General features: G+C 76.6%; 4 protein-coding genes. All 4 read left to right on the forward strand.

Annotated features, from left to right (window positions below; genetic code table 11):
- Positions 1–960 (forward strand): ABC transporter substrate-binding protein (locus EJA20_RS18105; RefSeq protein ID WP_240675636.1); only part of this gene is annotated, 960 nt, incomplete at its 5' end.
- On the forward strand, positions 957–2,015 hold the full coding sequence (locus tag EJA20_RS18110) for an ABC transporter permease (RefSeq protein WP_129339906.1): 1,059 nt from the start codon (positions 957–959) through the stop codon (positions 2,013–2,015). The genes EJA20_RS18105 and EJA20_RS18110, both read left to right, overlap by 4 nt.
- Complete coding sequence (locus tag EJA20_RS18115) at positions 2,012–2,983, forward strand: ABC transporter permease (protein WP_129339907.1); 972 nt, start codon at positions 2,012–2,014, stop codon at positions 2,981–2,983. Before EJA20_RS18110 ends, EJA20_RS18115 begins: the two co-directional genes overlap by 4 nt.
- The coding region (locus tag EJA20_RS18120; protein ID WP_164984063.1) for an ABC transporter ATP-binding protein at positions 2,980–3,963 on the forward strand (984 nt) is incomplete at its 3' end. The genes EJA20_RS18115 and EJA20_RS18120, both read left to right, overlap by 4 nt.

Below are 3,963 nucleotides of genomic sequence, written 5' to 3' on the forward strand. Positions count from 1 at the left end.
TCGCAGCTGCGCGTGAACGCGGGCGAGGCGTACCTCGACGGCATCGACATCACCTACGTCGCGGAGGACTCCGTCCGCATCGGGCAGCTGACGTCGGGCGCGCTCGAGATCGCCTGGCCCCGGCAGCCCATCTCGGAGAACGACGTGGCCCTCGTCGAGGCGTCCGGCGCCCAGGTGGTCAGCCGCTCCCTGCCGGGCCCGGCCAACAACTACTACCCCAACGTCACGGAGGGGAAGGTGCTCGCCGACGAGCGGGTGCGGCTCGCGCTGCAGCGGGCGATCGACCGCCCCACCTACGCGAGCACGGTCTTCGGTGCGGACCACCCGTCGGTCACGAGCATCTACGACACGACGACCCCGTCGTACGTCGACCACGGCGAGGACCTGGCCCACGACCCCGACGCCGCCGCCGAGCTGCTCGACGAGGCCGGCTGGACGACGGGCGACGACGGCTACCGGTACAAGGACGGGCAGCGCCTGACGCTCGCCACGCCGGTGGTGCAGGGCTTCACGGCGGGCGACCAGCTCATCCAGGACCAGCTCAAGCAGGTCGGCATCGAGCTGCGGCTCGACGTCATCACCCAGGCCCAGCGCAGCGACGTCCTGTCCTCCGGCGACTGGGACCTCATCTCCACCTACTACACGCGCGCCGACCCGGGCGTGATCCAGTGGATCGTCGACGTGCGGTACGCGGGGTCGAAGGCGCAGGCCGAGGCCTCCCTCACGCCCGAGCAGGCGGCGCAGGTGCAGGCGCTGCTCGACGAGGGGACGCGGACGACGGACCCCGCCGCCCGCGCCGGGGTCTACGCCGAGCTCCAGGCGTTCTACCTCGACCACGCCCTGGCGTTCCCGACGTTCGAGCGGGTCCAGACGGCCGCCCTCGCCGGCGGCGTCCACGGGTTCCGGTTCACCTCGGAGTCCTTCGGCGACTTCGCGGGCACCTGGATCGACCCGGCATGACCGCCCTCGACGTGACGGGCCGGCGGACCGGGGGGCTCGCGCTCCCCGGCCGCCGGGCCGCGGCCCCGGCGGACGGGGCCGGCCGCCGCTCGCGCGGGCTCGCCCGGTACGTCGTCGGGCGCGTGCTCCAGGCCGTGGGCGTGCTGTGGGCGGCGTGGACGGCGACGTTCGCGATCCTGTGGCTGCTCCCCAGCGACCCGCTGGCGCTGCTCCTGTCGGCGAACAACGTCGAGGTCGACTCGCTCACGCCGGCCGAGCTCGCGGCGGCGCAGGCGCGGTACGGGCTCGACGAGCCGGTCCTGCAGCAGTACGTCGGCATGCTCGGCGACACGCTGCGCGGGGACCTCGGCACGTCCATCACGAAGAACCTGCCGGTCACGGAGCTCCTCGCCGACCGCCTGCCGGGGACGCTGCAGCTCGCCGGCCTGGCCGTCGTCCTCGCGCTCGCGGGCGGCCTCGGCCTGGCGTACCTCGCCGCCTGGGTCCGCTGGCGGCCGCTCAAGACGTTCCTCAGCCGGCTGCCCTCGGCCGGGGTCGCGTTCCCCTCGTTCTGGGTGGGGCTCCTGCTCATCCAGGTGTTCGCCTTCACCCTCGGCTGGCTGCCCTCGACCGGCGACGCCGGGCCCGCCGCGCTCGTGCTGCCGGCGGTCACCATGGCGATCCCGACGTCGGCGGCGTTCGCCCAGGTCCTCACCCGCAGCCTGGAGGAGACGCTCACCGAGCCGTACATCGCCACCGCGCGGGCCAAGGGCCTGTCGCGCGGGGCGGTGCAGGCGCGCCACGCCTTCCGCAACGCGGCGCTGCCGACGCTGACGATCCTCGGGCTGCTCGTGGGCGGCACCGTCACCGGCGCCATCGTCACGGAGACGGTGTTCGCCCGGCACGGCGTGGGGACCCTCGCGCAGGAGGCGGTCCTCAGCCAGGACGTGCCGGTCGTGCAGGCGGTCGTCGTGCTCGCCGCCGCCGCGTTCGTCGTCGTCAACCTCGTCGTCGACCTGCTCTACCCGCTGCTCGACCCGCGCATCACCCACACCCCGACCGTGAGGCGGCCATGACCCTCGAGCTGACCCCCGCCCGCGCGGCGCTCGCCCCGCCCGCCCGCCCGGAGGCCGACGGGACGCCCGCGACGCCCGCGACGCCGGGTGGCCCCCGCGACGAGCGGGAGGGGCGCCGGTCGGCAGGGACCGGCCACGGCCGTGCCGCCCGCCGGGCGGCCACCGCCCGGGCGCTGCTGCGCCGGCCCGGCTTCCTCCTCGCCCTGGCGTTCGTCGTCCTCGTGCTCGTGTCGGCGCTCGCCCCGGGACTGTTCACCGACGCCGACCCCACCGCCACGTCGCCGGCGGAGAAGCTGCTGCCGCCGAGCGGCGCGCACCCCTTCGGCACGGACGAGCTCGGCCGCGACCTGCTCGCCCGGGTCCTGCACGGCGGGCTGCTCACGGTGCGGGCCACCGCGCTCGCGCTGGCCCTCGCGCTCGTCGCCGGGCTGACCCTCGGGCTCGTGTCCGGCTTCGTCGGCGGCTGGGTCGACGCGGTCGTCATGCGGGCGGTCGACGTGCTGCTGGCGATCCCCGGCCTGCTGCTCGCCCTCGCGATCGTCACCGCCGTCGGCTACGGCACCCTCCCGGTGGCCGTCGCCGTCGGGATCGGCATCGTGCCCGGCTTCGCGCGGACCACCCGTGCCGAGGTGCTGCGCGTCCGGACGCTGCCCTACGTCGAGGCGGCCCGCACCGGCGGGGCGTCCTGGGGCCGGGTGCTCGTGCGGCACGTGCTGCCCAACTCCTGGGGGCCGGTGGCGGTGCTCGCGGTGCTCGACTTCGGCGCGGCGATCATCGCCGTGGCCGCGCTGAGCTTCCTCGGCTTCGGCGCGGCGCCGCCCGCGGCGGAGTGGGGGACCTTGATCTCCACCGGGCGCAGCTACCTCGTCACGAGCCCGTGGCTGTCGCTGCTGCCGGGGCTCTTCGTCGGTCTGCTGGTGCTCGGCCTCAACCACGTCGCCAAGACCCTCGAGGAGGTGCAGCGATGAGCGCGCCCACGACCACCACCACCACGACCACCACGGCGACCACCACGGCGACCACCACGGCCACCACCGCTGCGCCCGCCGGCGCCGCCGCGCTCGCCGCCCCGGTCCCCGGCGTGGTCCCCGGCGTGGTCCCCGCGCCGGCGCCGGTCGTGCGCGTCACCGACCTCGTCGTCGGCTACGGCCGGTCCCGTCGGGACGCCCGTCCCGCCGTCCGCGGCGTGTCCGTGACGGTGGCGCCCGGCGAGGTCGTCGCGCTCGTCGGCGAGTCCGGCTCGGGCAAGTCGACGACCGCCCACGCCGTCCTCGGGCTGCTCCCGGCGGGCGGCCACGTCCTCGGCGGGCGCGTCGAGGTCGACGGGCAGGACGTCACCGGCGCCCCCGAGCGGACGCTGCGCGACCTGCGGGGCCGGGTCGTCGGCCTCGTGCCGCAGGACCCCACCGTCGGCCTGAACCCCACCCACCGGGTCGGGGCGCAGGTGGCGGAGGCCGTCCGCCGCCGCGGGGTGCCGCGCCGGTCCGTCGACGCCGAGACCCTCGTCGCCCTGGCCGACGCCGGGATCGACGACCCGGAGCTGCGCGCCCGCCAGTACCCGCACGAGCTGTCGGGGGGCCTGCGCCAGCGCGTGCTCATCGCCGTCGCGCTCGCCGGGCACCCGCGCCTCGTCGTCGCGGACGAGCCCACGTCGGCGCTCGACGTGACCGTCCAGGCGCGGATCCTCGACCACCTGGAGGGGCTCGTGCGCGAGCGGGGGATCGGCCTGCTCGTCATCACGCACGACCTCGCGGTCGCCGCCGACCGGGCCGACCGGGTCCTCGTCCTGCAGGACGGGCGCGTCGTGGAGGAGGGGCGGCCCTCCGAGGTGCTCGTCCGGCCCCGCGAGGCGTACACGCGGCGCCTGCTCGCGGCCGCCCCCGGGCTGGCCGCCGTCGCCGCCGCCGGCCGCGGGGACGCCCCGTGCGGCCGCGCCGCCGCCGGTGCC

The sequence above is a fragment of the Cellulomonas endophytica genome (assembly GCF_004123805.1).
GTDB classification, from domain to species: domain Bacteria; phylum Actinomycetota; class Actinomycetes; order Actinomycetales; family Cellulomonadaceae; genus Cellulomonas; species Cellulomonas endophytica.

Coding starts and splice junctions, on each gene's coding strand:
- EJA20_RS18110 (WP_129339906.1), top strand. CDS start 957: ATGACCGCCCTCGACGTGACGGGCCGGCGGACCGGGGGGCTCGCGCTC.
- EJA20_RS18115 (WP_129339907.1), top strand. CDS start 2,012: ATGACCCTCGAGCTGACCCCCGCCCGCGCGGCGCTCGCCCCGCCCGCC.